The organism is Vreelandella lutescens, assembly GCF_014640815.1.
GTDB classification, from domain to species: Bacteria; Pseudomonadota; Gammaproteobacteria; order Pseudomonadales; family Halomonadaceae; genus Vreelandella; species Vreelandella lutescens.
The window spans coordinates 124786-144438 of sequence record NZ_BMHM01000006.1 but is presented as its reverse complement, the minus strand read 5'-3'; the positions used below and the strand labels follow the sequence as shown (position 1 = coordinate 144438).

Genomic DNA, 19653 nt, shown 5'->3' with positions numbered 1-19653 from the left:
TTTTGCCTAACGCCCACATTTGCGGCTGGTTTGGAGCGCAGCGGAAAACCAGTCCGACAACATGCGCTTGTTAGATTTCACCCGCACGGATCTACGGAAATAAAAAGAAAGCTCAAGCCTACCTCGACTGACCGTCATGAGAAATCATAGCTTCCTTTCAGTGTAATGGGTGGACCGTAGGGATTCCTCGTTCTATACACGACCTATGTGCCAGCGCTATAACTTCGCCCCTCTCTAAAATCAAAGTCACCAGTATCCTGCGAAAAGTGTTTTTGACTAATGTAGTGTGGATGGTCAGTGGCCACCAATAGGTACCCAGCATCGACAAAGACTCCGTAGCGCTCCAGATTATGGATGTCCTTGAAGACATCGTATCGGTTGTTCGGCTCTCGATGATACGCCTTCTTAAAGCACCTCAGCTCGATCGCGCAAGAATGCTTCTCCCCGCTTTTTATGTTTTCTAGAGAAAACCAAATGTCAATCTTCGCTCTCTCGCTTTTACTCTTCACGAAAGTTCCACTGCTCAGCGTGACATTCTTCTCGAGTTCAATAATAAATCGCTCTTCTGGTGTCTCTTCGTATAGCTCACCAAGCGTTTTCAGTATCGAGGCAAGCTGTAGCTGCAAAGAGGCTTCGTTAGATGTCTCAATGCGCTGTCCAGTGATCTTTCCGCATAGGCGATTATAGGCTATTTCGACAATCTGCTTGATACGCTCTTCATGATTCATGCGACTCAGTCCCAGCGAAATCTAACGCCCTGCTCACCGAGCAAATTTTGTTGACGGCTTTTTTGGAACAAAAAAGGTGACACTAAAATTTGTCCGGTGCAGCCGCTTGCTATACCTTTATGGCAATGTGCCTAAGCTCTCATAACCTAACAATGCGGAAGGACTAAAAGACTCAAAACCCCATCTTGGCAGCCTTCTGCGGTCTTTTTTATAAGACTCTATAAGCTCAGACAAATCGCTAGGTGACTCAATCCCTAAAAGGACTTTAACTCTATCAAAGTATTTTTCTGACTTTGCGCGAGCAAATATTTCAAAGGAACTACCATAATGACCTAAATAAAGGAGTGTTTCAGGCCACCAACGGCTATAGTCACCGCTTGCAGATATCTCAGCACGCATAAAAGCGACAAAGTCCGCTTGCATTAAAAACCTGAAGTCCAAACCAGTTCCATGACACCGCTCTTTCAACAGATCTGCTCGCAGTGACATCCTTCTTGTTTCTAACCGCTTATTCCTATGCTCAAGCGACTCCATATACTGCCGGATATTTTCGAATCCAATCATGGTATCTCTACCATATTCAGAACGACCACCAACAAAATACTGCTGCAATAACAGTGGCGCTGCTAGCTCGAAACGCTCGTACTTTAGAAAAACAGCAAGCGTGTATAGAAAAATTTCGTGAACCAAAAACTTATAGTTATCGAATTCCCAGCGATTATAGGAGGTTATATGTCCCGGCCTATCCATATATGGTATTAGGCTTTCAATAAACCGGTGAATTCGTTCAGCAAACTCAGGTATTGGTTTGTATTGAGCGACCGCTATCAATAGTTGAACATACTCGTTTCTAGAAGGTATAAATGATTCTATGTTGGTTACAATTGCATCATCAATTTCACCTTCTACATTATGAACACGAAAACGCTCAAGATTTTCCGAGAACAATTGCAAGTACTCATCGAAGCAGCCCGAAGCTGTAGATTTATCGTTCTTTATGGCGTCCATAGAACGCTTAAAAGCAGATGATGTGCCAAGTGAGATAGACTCATTTTCTTCTAAAAAATTTGGCTTATTTCCAACCTTTGGCTTTACATAAAGTGGCTTGTTGTAAATCCATCTTAGTAATTTTTCAAAATTATCTGCATATCCATCCGGTTCGCTGAGATCAATATAAATTCTGGACTTATAGTAAGTTGGCAAGTGTGCCTTGCCATTTTCATCTCTCTCCGTAACTATAACGACGAACTTACCTTGTTCTTGCTGTTCATATACTTCACGGGAAATAATCTGTGTCTCTGTGCCTACGCCGCCGCTTCTTCCATCTGCTTTTTCTGCATAAGTCCTATCTGAAATTATTGCGACTTTATTAATTTCCGGGTCAGTTACCATCTTTTCCATGAAAGCATAAGCGTCATGACCTTCCTTTAGATCCCACTTATCTAAAATGACATCCACACCCGATTCAGTCAGCTCGGTTGCAATCTGAAGAACAAGTTGTTCATGATCGTGATTTGACCAACTATAAGATATAAATAACTTTGGATTACTCAATTCTTCGTTCCTTAGTGATTAGGTATAACGCCGCCATCACGCGCTTGTCGCGTGCATGGCATTGTTAGAAGACTGGTAATCAGTGACCACTCGCTGACTCAAGTTCCGCATCTGAGAGCCCTGATCCTGGACGATATTCACTAGCAAACCTGTCGAAATCATTGAGTGTTTTAGCCGTCTTACCGATTGTACTCATACCTTCATCAGACATTGCTGGCCAATCGGGTACGAGCCTATGGAGTAGCGCGAGCGCCATTAGCGCCGAATTCAATGGATACTGAATGAGGCCTAGAATTGAGTTTTGATACCGCTTCAAGATATCGTTAATTACAATCGAGTCACGGTTTGGATTAAAGGTAAATTCCTTTTCTTCCTCATCTACAAAGCAAAAAACTGAAGGCGATGCCGGGTGCGTCAACTGGCACAACTCAGAATAAAGTTCAGACAGTCCAGAAACACCAAAGTTTTCCAAGCATCGGATATATTCTGAGTTGGACCTATTCCGGTGGTGCGGTGGCGGCTCTTCTCCTTTATCCCAACGCTTGGCATAAGCGTAATGGATAAGGAGGTTCTCCAGGCTTTCAAAATTTATAAATCCGCCCTGAAGGTCCTTGGGATAATTGAGTGCAATATGCATATACTTACATGAAGACTCTAAAGTCGGAAAAAGATGCTGCAGCATATGAAAGGAATCAGAAGATGATTCCAGCAGGCCTCGCAATGAGCTAGAAAAAGCTAGTGCATTGCCGTCTTCAACTGAACGGATAGTGGACGCAAGCCAGCGGGATGTCCTTGCCAATGAAGTGATGCATGCCAAGTGCGACCTCTCAAGTATCCCGAGGACATATACAGATTGCACATCTTGAAACAATTCAACCGCACTATTAGGATGAAATGCGTAAGGGTTTGGCTCAAGAAACATAGCCTTATACTTGATACCGGATGAATCCCGGATAATTCTATCAATATGCGGACGGTAAGCTTCGTCTATATTTTTTAGTTCCATATCGTTCCTAGATTAGCCGGAAAACGGAGCCGGTAGGCCTTCTAACAGCGATTATATAGCCCACCACATAACCCCAATAACTGGGCGGTCACAGCCATTGATGTTATACAGCCTAAAAAAAACCTAAGCCATTGATTTTAAAAAACACACCCTTAGATCAGGCTACATATCCCCTATTATCGTGCCCGCTCGTTTTGCCTGTTTAATCATACTCTATTCATAAAATTTGCTTAGGTCACCTATCTTGCGAAAATTTTTGCGCGCTTTGGGTGGCTCAATCGGCACCGCGTTGCGGTGCTTCGCGGGTGCCTCACTTCGTTCGTTACGCCGCGCTACGGGATCGGTGGCTTTTTCGATGTTTGGGTGGCTTTATCATCGCGCGCTGAAGCGCCCACCCACTCCTTCCGTCTCTCACATCTATCATCTACCACACCTTCACTCTGTCACCTCCCTCATCTGCCATCAATCACACTTGTCATCTCACTTACCCCTTCACTTGTTGCTACTAGCCTTCTCTTGCAAACCCGATTAGCCTGCTAACTCAACCAGTAAGGGATTGAGATGCAAGAGACAACGACGCGGCAGCGCTTGGCGGGGGTGTTGGTGCTGCTGGGGCTTTTGATGCAGATAGTGGGCTTTACCGGGGCGGTGCCGACCGCGCAGGCGGTGAGCTATTTGCTGTGGGCGGCGGTGGCGCTGCTGTGGCGGGATATTCCCAAGCGTTCGCGCATTCAGGCGGGGGTGTTGATTGCCCTTGGCGTGGTAATGCTGTTGGTGGCGCAAGTGGTGTATGGCGCGGCGGTTAACTGGCCTGCCATGCTGCAAGGCAACGTGTTTGTGGCCACCATGCTGGTGGGCGTGAGCTTTATTTCGCTGATTGGCACCCAAGGCAATAAGCGCCCGCCGGGTAAGCGGGTAACGGGGGCAGATGGCGTGCTGCGCACCTGGTTAGGAGTGCATTTTCTTGGCACGATTTTGAATCTTTCCACGGTGTTTATGGTGGGCGACCGCTTGGCTCGCCGTGCGCCGTTAACCACGCCGCAGCTATTGGCGCTGAACCGTGGGCTTTCTAGCGCTGCCCTTTGGTCGCCCTTCTTTGCTTCTATGGCGGTGGTGATTGCCCTGGTGCCGTCTGTGCAGTATGCCCAGATTGCAGTGGTGGGCTTTCCGATTGCCATGCTCTCAGGGCTATTGACCACGCTGGAGTTGCGGCGGCGGTTTGATTTAACCGAGGTGGATGGCTTTTCGCTTTCGCCCCGCAGCCTGCTCATGCCTGCGGGCATGGCGGCGTTGGTGATGCTGTTTCACTTCTGGATCACGCCGTCGCTCACTATCGTCAGCATCATTACCTTTTTACTGCCGGGGGTGGCGTTGTTAAGCAACCTGCAGGAAGGCCCGCGCTTTACCCTGCGGCGTATTCGCCAGCACACCGTTACCCGCCTGCCCGCCATGCGTGGGGAAATTTCGCTGTTTTTAGCGGCGGGGTTATTAACATTAGGGCTTTCGACGCTGGTAGCTGCCGCTGCGGGCGATGAGTGGACGCTGTTTGCCCGCTTTGGCACATGGCAGGCCATGGCCAGCTTTGCCGCCATTACGCTCAGCGCGCTGGTGGGGCTACACCCGATTATTGGCGTTTCCGTGCTGGCGTCTATTTTGGATTTAAGCGGTGGCGAGCAAACGCTATTCGCCTTTGTGGCGTTAAGCGCCTGGGCGGTGGGCACCAGTGTGGGGCCGCTTTCCGGTATTAACCTTTCCTTGCAGGGGCGTTATGGGGTGAGCGGTTATCGCATGATGAAAGATAACCTGCCCTACGCGGCGATGATGAGCCTGCTCTCGCTGGGCGCGATCGCAGGCTTAAGCGCTTGGCTAGGTTAAAAAATTAGGTTTCGATGATTTTATTAGGGAAGCGGTAGAAGTAGCGGTGGCCGCACTGGTGGCAGGGTTCTAGCCGGGCTACTTCATTGAACATGACCTGGGCATCGCAGTGGGTGCAGGCCATTAAACCGGGGGCGGCGATTTCGCCTTCGCAGTAGTCGGCGCGGGCGGCTTCTAAGTCATCTTCGAAGCGTTCGCGATCTACCACGCTGCGGTCGGCAATCGAAAGCAGCGATTCCGCCACTCGGCGGGAGAGCTGATCAATATCAATGCCTAGCCAGCTGGCGACCTGCTTGCCGGTATCGGCCATATAGTAGCGCATGTCTTTTAAGTCGCGCTCTACCCAGGCGCGCAGCAGGGCCAACTCGTCTTTGGTGTACTCTTCAAGCTCTGCTTCAAAGGCAACGGCGTCGTCCAAATCCTTTTGCAGGTTATCCCAGGTGAGCTCGTTGGCGCCGCCTTGCATGCGTTCCAACAGGCGCTCGTAGCCTTCGCGAAGGCGGTGATCGTTATGTTTTTCCATGGGTCCTCTCCTTTTGTTGCCACAGGTGCTGCCTATCATCGGCTAGCCGTTCAAGGATACACCTGCATAGGATACAATCGACGTTACTTATCTGACAGTCGTCATCTACTATTCACTTTGCGCCCTTTTTGGGCGAATGACCCCAAGGCATTGAAAACACCGATGGACGCACATTACAGCCCCCGTGATATCGAACGTGATGCTCAGCAGTACTGGGACAAGCACCAGTGCTTTAAAGCCGTAGAAGACGCTAACCGCGAAAAGTTCTACTGCCTATCCATGTTCCCCTACCCCAGCGGCAAGCTGCACATGGGCCACGTGCGTAATTACACTATCGGCGACGTTGTCTCACGTTTCCAGCGCATGCAGGGTAAAAATGTCATGCAGCCCATGGGTTGGGATGCGTTCGGGATGCCGGCGGAGAATGCCGCGATTCAAAACCAGGTGCCGCCCGCTAAGTGGACCTACCAAAACATCGATTATATGCGCAACCAGTTGAAGGCATTGGGCTTTGCCTACGACTGGAGCCGCGAATTCGCCACCTGCGACACCAGCTACTACCGCTGGGAGCAGTGGTTCTTCACCAAGCTGGTAGAAAAAGGCTTGGTGTACAAGAAGATGTCCACGGTGAACTGGGACCCGGTCGACCAAACCGTACTCGCCAACGAGCAGGTCATCGACGGCTGCGGCTGGCGTTCCGGCGCGCCGGTAGAGCGCAAAGAGATCCCGCTGTGGTTCTTGAAGATTACCGACTACGCCGATGAGCTGCTGGCGGATTTAGATAACGTCGAGTGGCCCGAGCAGGTCAAAACCATGCAGCGCAACTGGATTGGTAAATCCCGTGGCGTCGAGCTGAGCTTTGATATTAAAGCCGCCGATGGCAGCGCCTGCGAGTCGCTGGCGGTATACACCACCCGCCCGGATACGCTGATGGGTGTGACCTACGTGGCCGTGGCCGCTGGTCACCCGCTGGCCAAACAGGCCGCCGAGCAGAGCAGCGAGCTGGCGGCGTTCTGTGAAGAGTGCGCCAAAGGCGGCACCTCTGAAGCGGAAATGGCCACCAAAGAGAAGCTGGGCATAGCCACGGGCCATAAAGCCATTCACCCGTTAAGCGGTGAAGAGGTGCCGGTATTCGTGGCTAACTTCGTACTGATGGAGTTCGGCACCGGTGCGGTCATGGCCGTACCTGCCCACGACCAGCGCGACTGGGAGTTTGCCACCAAGTACGGCGTTGAGCTGAAGCCGGTAGTGGCCGACGAGCACGGCAACACGCCGGATATCTCGGAAGGCGCTTACACCGAGCACGGCACGCTGATTCATTCCGGCGAGTTCGATGGCTTGGAATTCCAGGCGGCGTTTGATGCCATTGCCGCCAAGCTGGCCGAGCTGGGCCGTGGCGAAGTAAAAACCAACTACCGCCTGCGTGACTGGGGTATTGCCCGCCAACGTTATTGGGGCGCGCCGATTCCGGTGAAGTACGGCCCGGAAGGCCAAACCGTACCGCTCTCTGATGACGAGCTGCCCGTCGCGCTGCCCATGGAAGTCACCGTGGATGCCTCCGGTTCGCCGCTTAAGAAGATGCCCGAGTTCTCCGAGCTGGGCGATGGCTGGGTGCGTGAAACCGACACCTTCGATACCTTTATGGAGTCCTCCTGGTACTTCGCCCGCTTCTGCTGTGCGGATAACCACGAAGCGATGCTGGATGAGCGCGCCAACTACTGGCTGCCGGTGGACCTCTACATTGGCGGTATTGAGCACGCGATTCTGCACCTGCTCTACGCCCGCTTCTTCCACAAGCTGCTGCGCGATTTCGGAATGGTCGATTCTGACGAGCCGTTCCAGCAGCTGCTCACCCAAGGCATGGTGATCGCCGAAACCTTCTACCGCATTAAAGATAACGGCGGTAAAGAGTGGTTTAACCCCGCCGATGTGGAAGTGAAGCGCGACGAGAAAGGCCGCCCGCTGAGCGCCATTTTGATGAGCGACGGCCAGCCCGTTGAAATGGGCGGCATCGAGAAGATGTCCAAGTCGAAGAACAATGGCGTTGACCCACAGTCGATGATCGACAAGTTCGGTGCCGACACCGTGCGCCTGTTTATGATGTTTGCCGCGCCCCCCGAGCAGTCGCTGGAGTGGTCAGATTCTGGCGTTGAAGGCGCGCACCGCTTTATGAAGCGCGTGTGGCGTCAGGTGAACGAGCATCTGGAAGCGGGCACTCCAGGCACATTGAACGTCGATGCACTCAACGACGACCAAAAAGCACTGCGCCGCAAAACCCACGAAACGATTAAGAAAGCCAGCGACGATATTGGCCGCCGCACCACCTTCAACACCGCCATTGCCGCTGTGATGGAGCTTTCTAACGCTGTCGCCAAGTTCGACGATACGTCAGAACTGGGCCTCGCGGTTAGCCGTGAAGCGCTGGAAGCTTGCGTGCTGCTGCTGGCCCCGATCACCCCACACCTGTGTCACACCCTGTGGCAGCAGTTGGGCCATGAGCAGCCCGCTATTGAAGCCCAGTGGCCGAAAGTTGACGAAGCCGCCCTCACCCGCGACAGCATCGAGCTGGTGGTACAGGTGAACGGTAAACTGCGCGCTCGCCTGGAAGCCCCGGCCAGTGCCGACAAAGCCGCCATCGAGCAGTTGGCGATGGAAAACGAAAACGTCCAGCGCCATTTGGAAGGCAAAACGGTACGTAAAGTGATCGTGGTGCCCGGCAAGCTGGTTAACATTGTGGTGAGTGGATGAAGCCAGCCCAACCCATAACGCGCCGCCGTTTCCTCACGCTTAGCATCGCCGCCTCGGCGGCGGTGCTGCTCAGCGGCTGCGGGTTCCGCCTGCGCGGTACGGATTCAATGCCGCGCCTGCCCGCACTCGCGTTGGAAGGTAACGATAACAGCGCCCTCGCCAAGCAGCTTCGTACTCGGCTGCTGCAGTTAGGCACCGAGGTAGAGAGCGGCGCGCCCTGGCGCGTGACTCTCGGCACGCCTTCGCTACAGGAGCGGCGCATTGGCACCGATGGCCGCGCTAGCCGCGAACACGAGCTAACGCTTAGCACCACGCTCTCGGTTCAGCAGCGGGAAACCAACGCTTACGCTCTTAATAGCGAGACGCTAACCACTAGCACGCGGATTCGCGTGAGCGATGATGACTTGCTGAACCGGGAAACGCTGTTCCAAGAGGCAGAGCAAACGCTCACCCGCCAGTTGGCTCAGCGTATTGTGGAACGCCTGGCTAACCTTGAGGCGTTGCGGTGAAGGTATTTGCCGACCAGTTACCCGCTGCCCTGGCCAAAAAAATGCCTAAAGCGGTGATTGTGGCAGGCGACGAGCCGCTACAGCACCGCGATGCCTGCGATGCGGTGCGCGCCGCCGCCCGCCAAGCAGGTATAGAAGAGCGCGAAGTGCTGGATGTAGAGCCCAACTTTGCCTGGGGGCGGCTTTTGGAAACCGCTAGCAACCTCTCTCTGTTTGCGAACAGCAAGCTGTTAGAGCTACGCTTAGGCACCCAAAAGTTAGGTCAAGAAGGCAGTAAGGCGCTCGCTCAATACGCGGAAATGATGGATGGCAGCGATGACCTGCTGCTGGTCAGCATGGGCAAGGTAGATGCCAAGCAGCAGAAAAGCGCCTGGTTCAAAGCACTAGATAAACAGGGAATCTTTGTTCCCGTATGGCCGGTCGATGCCTCACGACTTGGCTACTGGCTTCGCGACAGGGCGTCTCTGCATGGCCTGCAGATTGATCTAGAAGCAGCACGGCTGCTGGGTGAACGCACCGAAGGCAACCTGCTAGCGGCTGATCAAGAGCTGCAAAAGCTAGCGTTGATCTACCCGGCCAATACGCGGCTCAACGTCGAGCATATTGCCCAAGGCGTGGAGGACAGCACCCGCTTTGATGTCTTCAACCTGGCAGATGCCTGCTTGAAGGGCGAGCCCAGCCGCGCCTCGCGTATCGTTAACGGCCTAAAAAGCGAAGGGGTAGAAGCGCCGATTGTGCTGTGGGCGCTCACCCGAGAGCTGCGCACGCTCCTGTCGCTGCATCAGCATTTGGATCAGGGTCAAAGCTTTGAGCACGCCTGCAAAACCCAAAAGCCGATGATTTTTGATAAGCGCCGGCCTGCGTATCAAAAAGCCATTAGCCGCCTTTCCATGAAGCGTTTACACAAACTGCTGTTAATGGCCCAGCGCTTGGATTTAGCGGTGAAAGGTGCTTCCGCCGTGCCGCTTTGGCCAGGGTTACACGATCTCGCCATGACCATGGCAGGTGCGAAAGGCATCCTTGCAGAAACGCCCTGGACCTATCGCATTAGTGCAAATAATTAGCACTTTGCATTTTTGGCTTAAAACCGCTGCTGTTTGTTTCTATACTATTCAACAGGCTACTAACGGCCTGCTCCCCCGATAAGTCTAAGGATGAAGACGATGAAAACAGTGCGTGCTTACCTCTCGACCCTTTTGATTGCTGCGTTAGTGCTTGCCAGTCTGCCCGTTGTGGCGGCTCCTACCGCCCCGCAAGGCATGGATCTGGTATCAACGCAGTCTGTTTTAGCAGGCGACCGTGCCGGTGCGGACCGCGAGCGTATCAATGACATTCTCGCCCGTGCCGATGTGCAAGATCAGCTGCTAAAGCAGGGTGTGAATCCTGACGACGTTGAAGCGCGTGTCGCGGCCCTAAGCGATGCCGAAGCCCAGCAAATGGCGGAACAGCTTGAGCAACTGCCTGCCGGTGCCGGCGTGATTGGCGCGCTGTTTGCGGTGTTTGTGATTCTGCTGATAACGGATATCCTCGGCCTGACCGATGTTTACCCGTTCACACGCTAATTCATCCGCGATGATGAACCGTTATGTTAACGCCCGCACTGCGGGCGTTTTACTGTTGAGCCTGCTGATACTGCTGTTAACCGGATGCGCACGAAGCCCGGTACTGCTTGAGAGCACCAAGGCAAGCCTTGCACCACAAACCGAGCTCACCGAGGTGCCGTTTTTCGCCCAAACGGAGTACCAGTGCGGCCCGGCCACCCTGGCCATGGTGCTTAATCACGAAGGCGTAGAGGCTAGCGTAGACGAGCTGATTCCTCAGGTATTCTTGCCAGGGCGTGACGGCAGCGTGCAGCCGGAAATGCTGGCCACCGTGCGCCGCTACGAACGGCTAGCGATTCCCATCCGCGGCACTATGGACGCGCTACTCACGCATTTGGAAGCAGGCGACCCGGTGGTGGTAATGCAGAATCTTGCCCTGCCCGCTTTTCCCATGTGGCACTACGCGGTGGCGATTGGCTTTGACTTGCCTAACGAGACGCTGATACTGCGCAGCGGTGAGATCGAGCGGCATACCCTGTCGTTTAGCCGTTTTGATGCTACCTGGGCACGCTCTGAGCGCTGGGGATTTGTGGTTAGCGAGCCGGGCAGCCTTCCAGAGGGCGTGACCGCCCGCAATGCGCTAGAAGCGATTAGCGCCTTTGAAGAGCAGCATGGGCCTGCAAAAGCGCTCAGCAGCTGGCAAGCCTTTGGCGAACGCTTCCCCGCCAACCCGTTGGGGCAGTTCGCGTTAGGCAATGCGCTTTACGCAGCGGAACAACCCCAGGCAGCGTTAGATGCGTTTGAAACCGCTACTCAGCTAGACCCGACCATGGGGGCCGCATGGCTTAACCTAGCCATCTTGCAGCTTCAGCAAGAGAATAGCGCCGCCAGGGAATCACTACGCCAAGCCGCTTCATTAGAAGGTGAATGGCAGCCACGCGCCCAGCAGCTGTTGGAATCGCTATAGAGGGCATGGCTAACGGAAGGTGATGGTAAAAGCACGAAGGGGGCATAGCGCCCCCTTTTAGTGGCCGCTTAAAAAACGCGGTTTAAGCCATTTTGCGCCGCCACCCGATAGGCTTCCGCCATGGTGGGGTAGTTGAAGGTGGTGTTCACGAAGTACTTCAGGGTATTCGCTTCGCCCTTCTGCTGCATAATCGCCTGGCCGATGTGCAGGATCTCGGAGGCTTGGTCACCAAAGCAGTGGATGCCTAGAATCTCTAACGTATCCTGATGGAACAGGATTTTCAGCATGCCCACCGTATCGCCGGTGATCTGGGCGCGAGCGGTGTCTTTAAAGAACGCTTTGCCCACCTCGTAGGGTACTTTGGCCTCTGTTAGCTCGCGCTCATTGGGGCCAAAGGAGCTGATTTCGGGAATGGTGTAGATACCGGTCGGAACATCGCTGACGAAGCGGTACTCTTTTTCCAGCAGCTCGTTGCAGGAGTTTAAGCCTTGGTCATAAGCGGCACTGGCCAAGCTTGGCCAACCAATGACATCGCCCGCCGCGTAAATATGCGGAATCGTCGTGCGGTAGTGCTCATCTACGCTTAACTGGCCTCGGCCATTGGCTTCCATACCGATATTCTCAAGCCCTAAGCTATCGGTGTTGCCGGTACGTCCGTTGGCCCATAAGAAGGCATCGGCGCGAATTTTCTTACCAGACTTCAAGCGCACCACCACGCCCGCTTCATCGCCTTCCACACTGGCGTACTCTTCGTTGTGACGAATCAGCACGCCGTGCTTACGCAGGTGGTAAGAGAGCGCATCGCTGATCTCGTCGTCCAGGAATGACAGCAGGCTATCCCGGTTGTTGATCAGGTCTACTTTAACGCCTAAGCCCGAGAAGATAGACGCATACTCACAGCCGATAACCCCGGCCCCAAAGATCACCAGCGTACGCGGGGTATGGGAAAGGCTTAGGATGGTGTCGGAGCAGTAGATACGTGGGTGGCGGAAGTTGATATCCGCAGGGCGATAAGGACGCGAACCGGTGGCAATAACGATTTTCTTGGCCACCAGCTCTTCCATACCTTCTTGACGGTCACGCACTACCACGGTGTGCTCGTCTTTAAAGCGGGCGACACCGTGGAACAGGTCAATGCGGTTACGCGCATAAAAAGTGGTGCGCATTTCAACCTGTTTGTCGATGGTACCGCGCGAGCGCTCCATGACTTTCGGGAAGGAGAACCAGCGGGGCTCACCGATATCGCGGAACATGCGGTTGGTATTGAACGCCATGATCTGCTTTACCTGATGGCGCAACGCTTTTGACGGAATGGTGCCCCAGTGGGTGCAGTTACCCCCTACCTGGGCCTGCTTCTCAATAATCGCCACCCGCATACCATGTTTCGCAGCATTAATGGCTGCACTTTCTCCGGCGGGGCCGGTACCGATCACCACGACATCGTAATTATGAACCGCCATACGGTTTGGATCTCCTTGTTCCCTGTCATCATGCGCTCATTAGCGCATACGTAAACGCCCGCGGTTAAGCGAGCGTTTGAGGTTATTCCACGCGTAGCATCAGCGATTAGCGGCGCGTTGCGTCGTAACCTAAGTCGGCACCACGGCTTTCATCACTGCGACGGCGAACGCTGCCGCGTTTGCGGTTCTCTTCTTCGCATACTTCGTCTTTACCGCCGCAGATATCGCAGCCGTCTTTCATACCGATCTGATTAAGCCCGCCGCAGGAGCCTGCAATCGGTTTGCGCCCCATCAGTACGCCAACGGCCATCGCACCCATTATCAGTGCCATAAACCCGAATACCAGTAGCCAAATTGCCATGTTGTCCTCCCAGCATTGCATCAAGTGCTACACTTCCCGACAACGGTCATGCCGATAAGTGCCTCAATATTTAACGCCCATTGTACCCCAGCCGTCTCAAAATGATTAGGCGTAGCGTACTTTTTCAGCGCAGATGCCATAAAACAAACGGGGCTAGCCCAAAGGCTAGCCCCGTTACTAACGTGTGCGTGAACGCACCATTAGCCGCCGAAGTCATCCAGCAGGATGTTTTCGGGTTCAACGCCCATATCAAGCAACAGCTTAATTACAGAGGCGTTCATCATGGGCGGTCCACACATGTAGAACTCACAATCTTCAGGCGCCGGGTGGTCCTTCAGATAGTTTTCGTACAACACGTTGTGGATGAAGCCTGTCGGCCCTTCCCAGTTGTCTTCCGGCTGCGGGTCGGAGAGTGCCAAGTGCCACTCAAAGTTCGGGAACTCTTCCGCCAGCTGGTCGTACTCTTCGTTGTAGAACGTCTCACGCCAGGAGCGTGCACCGTACCAGAACGAAATTTTACGCGTCGACTGCAGACGCTTGAGCTGGTCGAAGATATGGCTACGCATCGGGGCCATACCTGCACCACCACCGATGAAGACCATTTCGGCATCGGTGTCGCGTGCAAAGAACTCACCAAACGGCCCCATCACGGTCACTTTGTCACCCGGCTTCAAGCTGAAGACGTAGGTAGACATCAGGCCAGGCGGATGGCTAGTACCGGGAGGTGGCGTTGCGATACGAATGTTGAACTTGAGGAGGCCTTTCTCTTCCGGATAGTTCGCCATGGAGTAGGCGCGGATGACTTCCTCGTTGTTCTTGTGGGAAATATCGAACAGACCAAACTTTTCCCAGTCGCCACGGTACTCTTCTTCGATATCGAAATCAGAGAACTTGACGTCGTAGGGCGGCGCAACCAGCTGAACATAACCACCAGCGCGGAAGGCAACTTCTTCGCCTTCGGGCAGCTTTAGGTTCAGCTCTTTGATAAAGGTCGCTACGTTCGGGTTGGCCGTTACTTCGGTTTCCCACTTCTTCACGCCGAAGACTTCTTCCGGTACTTCTACTTTCATGTCCTGTTTCACAGGAACCTGACAAGAGAGGCGCCAGCCTTCTTTCTTCTCACGCATGGTGAAGTGCGACTCTTCGGTCGGCAGGATAGAACCGCCGCCCTCTTCCACTCGGCACTTGCACTGGGCGCAAGAACCACCGCCACCGCAAGCTGAAGAGAGGAAAATACCGTTGGCCGCCAGGGTGTTCAGAAGCTTGCCGCCGGCCTGGGTCTTCAGGGTGTGCTCGGGGTCGCCGTTGACTTCAATCGTCACGTCCCCGCTACTCACTAGCTTGCTGCGCGCTGCCAGAATGATCGCCGTTAAGCTAATAACGATGACCGTGAACATGACAACACCGAGCAAGATGACAGATGTATCAACCATGTCGGTTTCCTATTGCTGAAGGTTTTCTGTAACTCGGCAGCCTAGACTGCCGAGAAAACCGGCTCCGATTAAAGCTGAATGCCAGAGAAGGACATAAAGCCCAGAGACATCAAGCCAACGGTGATAAACGTAATACCAAGGCCCTGCAGACCGCCCGGCACGTCACTATACTTCAGTTTCTCACGGATACCTGCCAGAGCCGTAATAGCCAGCGCCCAGCCAACACCCGAGCCAAAGCCGTAAATAACGGATTCGCCGAAGTTATAGTTACGCTCCACCATAAACAGTACGCCACCTAAAATAGCGCAGTTTACGGTGATTAGCGGTAGGAATACGCCCAGTGCGTTGTAAAGCGCCGGTACGTATTTATCCAGGAACATTTCCAGAATCTGAACCAGCGCAGCAATAACGCCGATGTAAGAAAGCAGACCCAGGAAAGAGAGGTCGATATTTTCGGCACCACTGATACCCGTCCAGGTCAGTGCACCCTCTGCCAGTAGCAGATTGAAAACGAGGTTGTTCACCGGTACGGAAATGGTCAGTACCACGATAACCGCAATACCGAGACCGAACGCCGCCGATACCTTTTTGGATACCGCCAGGAACGTACACATGCCCAAGAAGAAGGCGAGTGCCAAGTTCTCAACAAATACCGAAGCAACGAAAAGGCTTAGATAGTGTTCCATGTTACACAGCCTCCTTCGGCTTGGTGTTGTGCTTCATCTTGAACTCGTTGTCTTCTACCTGCTCGGGGTTGAAAGAGCGGATCGCCCAAATCAACAGACCGATAATAAAGAAGGCGGAAGGCGGCAGGAGCAGCAAGCCATTCGGCACGTACCAGCCACCGTTTTGCACGGTAGGCAGCACAGTGAAACCAAATACGCTACCCGCGCCCAGCAGTTCGCGGAAGAAGCCCACAACCATCAGGACAAAACCATAGCCTAAACCGTTACCGATACCGTCCAGGAATGACATACCCGGTGAGTTGGTCATGGCAAAACCTTCTGCACGACCCATAACGATACAGTTCGTAATGATCAGACCCACGAAAACCGACAGCTGCTTAGACATTTCATAAGCATAAGCTTTGAGGATCTGGTCAACCACGATTACCAGCGAGGCAATGATGGTCATCTGAACAATGATACGAATCGAGGACGGAATGTGGTTCCGAATCAGCGATACGAACAGGTTCGAGAATGCCGTTACAAAGATAACCGCCAGCGTCATGACCAGCGATACGCTCATGCTGGTAGTGACGGCGAGCGCAGAACAGATACCCAGTATCTGTAGTGCGATGGGGTTATTCTTGAAGATCGGCGCCGTTAAGACGCTTTTCGCATTTACATCCGCCATGATCAGGCCCCCTCAACGTCGTCGAAGTCAGTGTCATTGTCTTCGGCGTCTTCTGGCTCGGTGCCGCTGCGGAACTTAGCCAGATAAGGACCAAATGCTTCTTCACTAAACCAGAAGTGAATCATATTGGTCACGCCGTTACTGGTCAGGGTCGCACCGGAAAGCGCATCGACTTCGTGTTCGTTACTGGCACCGCCTTTGGTCAGGTGAAGAGCCGGTGAGAGGTTGCCCTCTTCATCGTAAATCTCTTTACCTTCCCATTGAGCCTGCCAACGCGGGTTATTCACTTCACCACCTAGTCCCGGCGTTTCCGCATGGTCGTAGTACGTGATACTGACCACGGTATTACCGTCACCTTCAACCGCGAGGAACCCCATCATGCGTCCCCACAGGCCTTGGCCACGGATCGGCAGAACGATCTGCTCAGGGGAATCGGGGTCACCGATTAGATAAACGGTTGCGAAGTTTTCAACCCGAGAAAGACCAGCAATGTCACGGTCTCCCGACAGGGTACGACCAGTGGCCGGGTCGCGTGCTGCTTCAAAACCATCGAAGGTGTCCGGATCAAACTGATCCGCATACTCGCCAGTTTCGAGCTCGACAACGCGGGCAGTGATCTGCTCACGGAAAGCTTCTTCAACATCCATACCGGGCTCGTAAAGACGCGCCACGTTCAGGATGTTGGTTTTACGGTCCAGTTCCTGATTGAGCTGCTGCGCTGGGCGCAGTGCTACGGCCGCCGTCGAGACGATGACCGAACACACAATACACAGCGAGAAAGCGACAATCAGAACTTTCTTGATGGAGTTGTTACCTTGTGCCATTAGGCTGTCTCCTCGGCCGGTACGCCAGTACGCTTGAGACGGCGCTTAACATTGGCCTGGACAAAGATATGGTCGATCAGCGGCGCAAACAGGTTGGCGAACAGAATCGCCAGCATGATGCCTTCCGGGAATGCCGGGTTAACCACTCGGATCAGTACCGTCATCACACCGATGAGCGCACCGAACACCAAGCGGCCTTGGTTGGTCATGGCAGCAGACACGGGGTCAGTCGCCATAAATACCATACCAAAGGCAAAGCCACCGATGACGAGGTGCCAGTACCAAGGCATCGCGAACATGGGGTTGGTGTCAGAGCCAATCAGGTTAAACAACGTACTGGTGATCACCATGCCCAGGAAAACGCCTAGCATGATTCGCCAGTTGGCAATCTTGGTCCACAACAGCACCGCAGCACCGATCAGGATAGCCAGCGTTGACACCTCGCCAACAGAGCCCGGTACGAAGCCAAGGAAGGCATCCCACCAGCTGTAGACACTTGTCAGCGCGGACATGCCGTCCTGGAACGCCATGGAAAGCGCAGTGGCACCGGTGTAGCCATCAGCAGCTACCCATACTGCGTCACCGGAAATTTGCGCCGGATACGCGAAGTAGAGGAAAGCACGACCGGTCAAAGCGGGGTTCAGGAAGTTTTTACCCGTACCACCGAAGATCTCTTTACCGATCACCACACCAAAGGTGATACCGAGCGCAACCTGCCATAGCGGAATCGTCGCTGGCAGAATCAGCGCGAACAGTACGGAAGTAACGAAGAAACCTTCGTTCACTTCGTGACCGCGCTTGATAGCGAACATCACTTCCCAGAAACCACCCACGACGAAGGTCACGAGGTAGATAGGCAGGAAGTACGTCGCGCCGAGTACAAAGTTCGCCCATAGGCTGCTGGGATCATGCCCACCCGCAAGGGTCATCATGATGGCTTCACGCCAGCCATTCATGGAGGCATAGCCTGCATCAATAGCGGTGTTCGCCTGCCAGCCTGCGTTCCACATACCGAAGAACATGGCCGGGAAGGTACACATCCACACGGTGATCATGATGCGCTTTAGATCAATGCCATCACGAATATGGGAGGTGGTTTTAGCAACGCTGGGGGGTGAGTAGAAAATGGTATCTACCGCTTCGTAAAGCGGATAGAACTTCTCGTACTTGCCACCTTTATGGAAGTGCGGCTCGAGATTATCGAGTGTTTGTCGAATACCCATCATCAGGCCTCTTTCTCGATCATGGTGAGATTGTCACGCAGGATAGGGCCGTACTCATATTTGCCGGGGCAAACATAGGTACACAGCGCCAGATCCTCTTCGTCCAGCTCAAGACACCCAAGCTGCATGGCAACCTCAATGTCGCCCACAATCAGCGAACGCAGCAGTTGCGTTGGCATAACATCCAGTGGCATGACGCGCTCGTAATTACCTACCGGCACCATCGCTCGCTCGGAGCCATTGGTAGACGTAGTCGGCGCGTAATTGCTCAGGCCTTTAAACTTGGAAAGGTAAATGCCCATGATGGAGTGGCGGTTTGCACCGGGAGAGAGCCAGCCCATAAAGGTGCGTTTGTTACCCTCTTCCAGCAAACTCACTTGGTTATGGAAACGACCCAAGTAAGTCAGCTTGCCCTCAGCGGCAGAACCAGAAAAGACGGAACCAGAAATCACGCGGGTGTCATCCGGTTTGATGATCTCACCTGCCAAGAGTTCCTGAGTGCTCGCCCCCACACGGGTACGCAGAATGCGCGGTTTTTCAGCACGAGGGCCGCCTACCGCGACAATCCGACTCATGTCCAGCTTGCCGTCTACAAACAGCTTGCCAAAGGCAATCACGTCCTGATAACCGATGTGCCACACTTTCTTATGCAGCGCCACAGGTGAAAGGTAGTGAATATGCGTGCCCACGAGGCCAGCAGGATGCGGCCCAGCGAAGGTTTCGGTTTTCACACCGCTAACATCACTGCCCGGGATCGAAGCATTTGCACCAGTACACAGAAAAACGTTGCCCTCGGTCAGGCGGGTTAGCACCTTGAGGCCGTCTTCAAATGCCTGAGCATTTTCATTGATGATAAAGGCAGGGTCAGCGCTTAAAGGATGGGTATCCACAGCGGTGACAAAGATATCAGCAGGAACGCCGTCAATAGCAGGCGTACGTGAGAAAGGACGGGTGCGCAGGGCAGTCCAGAGTCCTGACTCAACAAGCTGATCAACAACAGTTTGACGATCAAGCTGTCCTAAAGTGCCACGATCATGAGAAGCAAATGTCATCGCTTCTTCATTTTCATCGACTTTAATAACGACAGACAGTAAGCGTCGTTTTTCGCCACGGTTAATAGCGACTACTTCACCACCAGCGGGCGCGGTGAAGCGCACGCCGTCAATTTTCTTGTCGGTGAAGAGTAGCTGGCCTAGTTTGACCTTGTCCCCTTCCTGAACTTCCATCGTTGGCTTCATGCCAACGTAGTCAGTGCCCAGGATTGCCACGTGACGCACAGGCTGCGCATCTTCAATACGCTGCTCGGGCGCTCCCGTGATGGGGAGATCCAGGCCTTTTTTGACTTCGATCATAGTCTCGCCCAGTTGATGGATCGGATATACGAAGGTAAGGGGTTCGAATGCTTATTTTCTGCTCAGCGAATTGTTATTTTCTGCTCAGATTGTTACCAGTCAGGCCCAAGCAAGCTTGAACCACCCCGAAAAATCTATCGTATTATAAAGACAAGCGCGTCCAATGACCACATCCCTGATGGCCTCCAAAAGT

Annotated in this window: 18 protein-coding genes; 6 read left to right on the top strand and 12 right to left on the bottom strand. The window is 53.6% G+C overall.

What is annotated here, in order from left to right:
- Positions 1-203: 203 nt before the first annotated feature.
- The 3 genes from IEW65_RS15210 to IEW65_RS15200 form a co-directional block, all read right to left on the bottom strand.
- Positions 204-728: a hypothetical protein gene (locus IEW65_RS15210; protein ID WP_229755588.1), complete on the bottom strand. Its 525-nt coding sequence runs from the start codon at positions 726-728 to the stop codon at positions 204-206.
- 117 nt (positions 729-845) lie between these two features.
- On the bottom strand, positions 846-2282 hold the full coding sequence (locus IEW65_RS15205; RefSeq protein WP_188640297.1) for a TIR domain-containing protein: 1437 nt from the start codon (positions 2280-2282) through the stop codon (positions 846-848).
- Positions 2283-2361: 79 nt separating this feature from the next.
- A complete protein-coding gene (locus tag IEW65_RS15200) occupies positions 2362-3288 on the bottom strand; it encodes a hypothetical protein (protein WP_188640296.1) in 927 nt (308 codons plus the stop codon).
- 561 nt (positions 3289-3849) lie between these two features.
- Here IEW65_RS15200 and IEW65_RS15195 point away from each other — a divergent pair.
- Complete coding sequence (locus IEW65_RS15195) at positions 3850-5163, top strand: hypothetical protein (RefSeq protein WP_188640295.1); 1314 nt, start codon at positions 3850-3852, stop codon at positions 5161-5163.
- A gap of 4 nt (positions 5164-5167) precedes the next feature.
- Here the strand turns inward: IEW65_RS15195 and IEW65_RS15190 are convergent, their stop codons facing one another.
- Positions 5168-5686: a zinc ribbon-containing protein gene (locus tag IEW65_RS15190; protein ID WP_188640294.1), complete on the bottom strand. Its 519-nt coding sequence runs from the start codon at positions 5684-5686 to the stop codon at positions 5168-5170.
- A gap of 162 nt (positions 5687-5848) precedes the next feature.
- Here IEW65_RS15190 and leuS point away from each other — a divergent pair, with 162 nt between their 5' ends.
- The 5 genes from leuS (at position 5849) to IEW65_RS15165 (ending at position 11451) form a co-directional block, all read left to right on the top strand.
- Complete coding sequence (gene leuS / locus IEW65_RS15185; RefSeq protein WP_188640293.1) at positions 5849-8434, top strand: leucine--tRNA ligase; 2586 nt, start codon at positions 5849-5851, stop codon at positions 8432-8434.
- Positions 8431-8943 (top strand): LPS-assembly lipoprotein LptE, encoded by a 513-nt coding sequence (locus IEW65_RS15180; protein ID WP_229755587.1) that lies wholly within the window; start codon positions 8431-8433, stop codon positions 8941-8943. The genes leuS and IEW65_RS15180 overlap by 4 nt, the downstream gene beginning before the upstream one ends.
- Entirely contained in the window at positions 8940-10007 is a 1068-nt protein-coding gene (holA, locus tag IEW65_RS15175; RefSeq protein ID WP_188640292.1) for a DNA polymerase III subunit delta, read from the top strand. The genes IEW65_RS15180 and holA overlap by 4 nt, the downstream gene beginning before the upstream one ends.
- Before the next feature lie 99 nt (positions 10008-10106).
- Positions 10107-10505: a PA2779 family protein gene (locus IEW65_RS15170; RefSeq protein WP_188640291.1), complete on the top strand. Its 399-nt coding sequence runs from the start codon at positions 10107-10109 to the stop codon at positions 10503-10505.
- Entirely contained in the window at positions 10483-11451 is a 969-nt protein-coding gene (locus IEW65_RS15165; RefSeq protein ID WP_229755586.1) for a PA2778 family cysteine peptidase, read from the top strand. The genes IEW65_RS15170 and IEW65_RS15165 overlap by 23 nt, the downstream gene beginning before the upstream one ends.
- Positions 11452-11519: 68 nt before the next feature.
- Here the strand turns inward: IEW65_RS15165 and sthA are convergent, their stop codons facing one another.
- The 8 genes from sthA to IEW65_RS15125 form a co-directional block, all read right to left on the bottom strand.
- Complete coding sequence (gene sthA, locus IEW65_RS15160; protein WP_188640290.1) at positions 11520-12911, bottom strand: Si-specific NAD(P)(+) transhydrogenase; 1392 nt, start codon at positions 12909-12911, stop codon at positions 11520-11522.
- A gap of 106 nt (positions 12912-13017) precedes the next feature.
- A complete protein-coding gene (gene nqrM / locus IEW65_RS15155; protein ID WP_044628062.1) occupies positions 13018-13272 on the bottom strand; it encodes a (Na+)-NQR maturation NqrM in 255 nt (84 codons plus the stop codon).
- 200 nt (positions 13273-13472) lie between these two features.
- Positions 13473-14705, bottom strand: coding sequence for an NADH:ubiquinone reductase (Na(+)-transporting) subunit F (nqrF, locus tag IEW65_RS15150; RefSeq protein ID WP_188640289.1), 1233 nt, complete (start codon positions 14703-14705; stop codon positions 13473-13475).
- A gap of 68 nt (positions 14706-14773) precedes the next feature.
- Positions 14774-15391 (bottom strand): NADH:ubiquinone reductase (Na(+)-transporting) subunit E, encoded by a 618-nt coding sequence (gene nqrE, locus IEW65_RS15145; RefSeq protein ID WP_188640288.1) that lies wholly within the window; start codon positions 15389-15391, stop codon positions 14774-14776.
- Between the two features lies 1 nt (position 15392).
- Complete coding sequence (locus IEW65_RS15140; RefSeq protein WP_188640287.1) at positions 15393-16061, bottom strand: NADH:ubiquinone reductase (Na(+)-transporting) subunit D; 669 nt, start codon at positions 16059-16061, stop codon at positions 15393-15395.
- Positions 16062-16063: 2 nt separating this feature from the next.
- Complete coding sequence (locus IEW65_RS15135; RefSeq protein ID WP_188640286.1) at positions 16064-16885, bottom strand: Na(+)-translocating NADH-quinone reductase subunit C; 822 nt, start codon at positions 16883-16885, stop codon at positions 16064-16066.
- Positions 16885-18111 carry an NADH:ubiquinone reductase (Na(+)-transporting) subunit B gene (locus IEW65_RS15130; protein WP_188640285.1) on the bottom strand — a complete coding sequence of 409 codons (1227 nt, stop codon included), beginning with the start codon at positions 18109-18111 and terminating at the stop codon, positions 16885-16887. Before IEW65_RS15130 ends, IEW65_RS15135 begins: the two co-directional genes overlap by 1 nt.
- Positions 18111-19460 carry a Na(+)-translocating NADH-quinone reductase subunit A gene (locus IEW65_RS15125; RefSeq protein WP_188640284.1) on the bottom strand — a complete coding sequence of 450 codons (1350 nt, stop codon included), beginning with the start codon at positions 19458-19460 and terminating at the stop codon, positions 18111-18113. Before IEW65_RS15125 ends, IEW65_RS15130 begins: the two co-directional genes overlap by 1 nt.
- Positions 19461-19653: the final 193 nt, after the last annotated feature.